This is a genomic window from Cellulomonas sp. P1_G12_2 (assembly GCF_056405535.1).
Map to the genome: position 1 here is coordinate 1 of NZ_JBFUBX010000016.1, position 1,418 is coordinate 1,418.

1 protein-coding gene and 1 pseudogene are annotated in these 1,418 nt (G+C 72.1%); both read right to left on the minus strand.

Annotated features, from left to right (window positions below):
- Window positions 1–1,074, minus strand: a 1,074-nt coding sequence (locus AC1DXT_RS20800; RefSeq protein ID WP_477063176.1) for a HAMP domain-containing protein, incomplete at its 3' end; no start/stop codon positions are given.
- 140 nt (window positions 1,075–1,214) lie between these two features.
- Window positions 1,215–1,418, minus strand: a pseudogene (locus AC1DXT_RS20805) (methyl-accepting chemotaxis protein); the annotation flags it as partial.

A 1,418-nucleotide genomic window follows, 5' to 3' on the forward strand; every position in this document is an offset into this window, starting at 1 on the left:
CGCCTGACCCGCCACCTTCGCCGCCAGGTTCGCGTTCTGCGCGATCTCCCGGATCGAAGCACCCATCTGCTCCGCACCCGCCGCCACCGCCTGCACGTTGCGCGACACCTGCTCCGCAGCCGCAGCCACCACACCCGCCTGCGCCGACGTCTCATCCGACCCCGCCGCCACCTGACCCGACGACGCCGACAGCTCCTCCGCCGCCGCCGCCACCGTCTCCGACGTCTCCACCACACCAGCCAGGGCGGACCGCACCGCGTCCTGCGCCTTGTTCAGCGCGTGCGCCATGCGGCCCAGCTCGTCGTCGGAGACCACGTCGGCGCGGACCGTGAAGTTGCCGGCCGCCATCGCGTTGAGCGAGTGGCGTACGCGCTGCACCGCGGCGAGCACGTTGCCGGCGATCACGAACCCGAGCACGAGGGTCACGAGGAGGGCGACGCCCAGGCTGACCATCAGGATCACGGCGGCGCGGTTGGCCTCGTCCGAGGACGCGTCCGCGAGGTCGTCCGTGTACGTGACGGTGGAGACGACCATCTTGTCGAGGTCGCCCACGAACGCGTCGACGAGCGGCTGACCGATCGCGAGGGCGTTGGTGTAGAGGACGGTGTTGCCCGAGGTCGCCGCGGGGACCAGCTGCTCGTCGCGGACCTTGAGCCAGGCGTCGTAGTCGGTGACGAAGGCCTGCCAGTTGGGGTCCACGCCGGCCCCGGAGGCCTCGTACACCTCCATCGCCTCCGCCATCTCGGCGTCGTTGGCGTCCTGCTTGCCCAGCCACGACTTCTCGGCGGTCGGCGAGTCCACGGCCGCCAGCTGGGCGATGATGAGCCGCGCCTGAGCCTGGCCGAGCTGGATCTTCACCCGGGTCCCGACGATGTCCGACTGGATCATGGCGAGGGTCTGGGAGTCCGCCGCCGCGGCGCGCAGCGCGGTGACGGCGTAGGCGCCCGACCCGATGGCCACGACGGCGAGCAGCAGGATCGCGGTGAGGATCTTGGTGCGCACCGAGCGGTTCCGGAACCACGCGCCCGGGCGGCGAGAAGCCTGGGCGGTGCTCGACGGGTGGGTGGTGCTCATGGTGCTGGCTCCTCGGGTGCGCGATCGGGCGTCGGCCCACCGATCGGCCGCCTTCCCGTGGAAATGAGCCCTCGCGCGCCGACGCCCCGCCGCGGGTGTGCGGCGGGGCGTCGGTCTGGATCGGTCTGTCCGGATCGCGCTCAGAACGTGAAGGCGGACACCCGGGTGCGCAGGTCGGTGGACAGCCGGGCGAGCTCGCCGACCGCCTGACCCATCTGACCGAGCACCTCCGAGGACGACGCCGCCGACGCCGCGACCCCACCGATGTTCATCGCGATCTCCCCCGAGCCCGTCGCCGCCTCCGCGACCCCCCGCGACATCTCGTTCGTCGTCGCCGTCTGCTC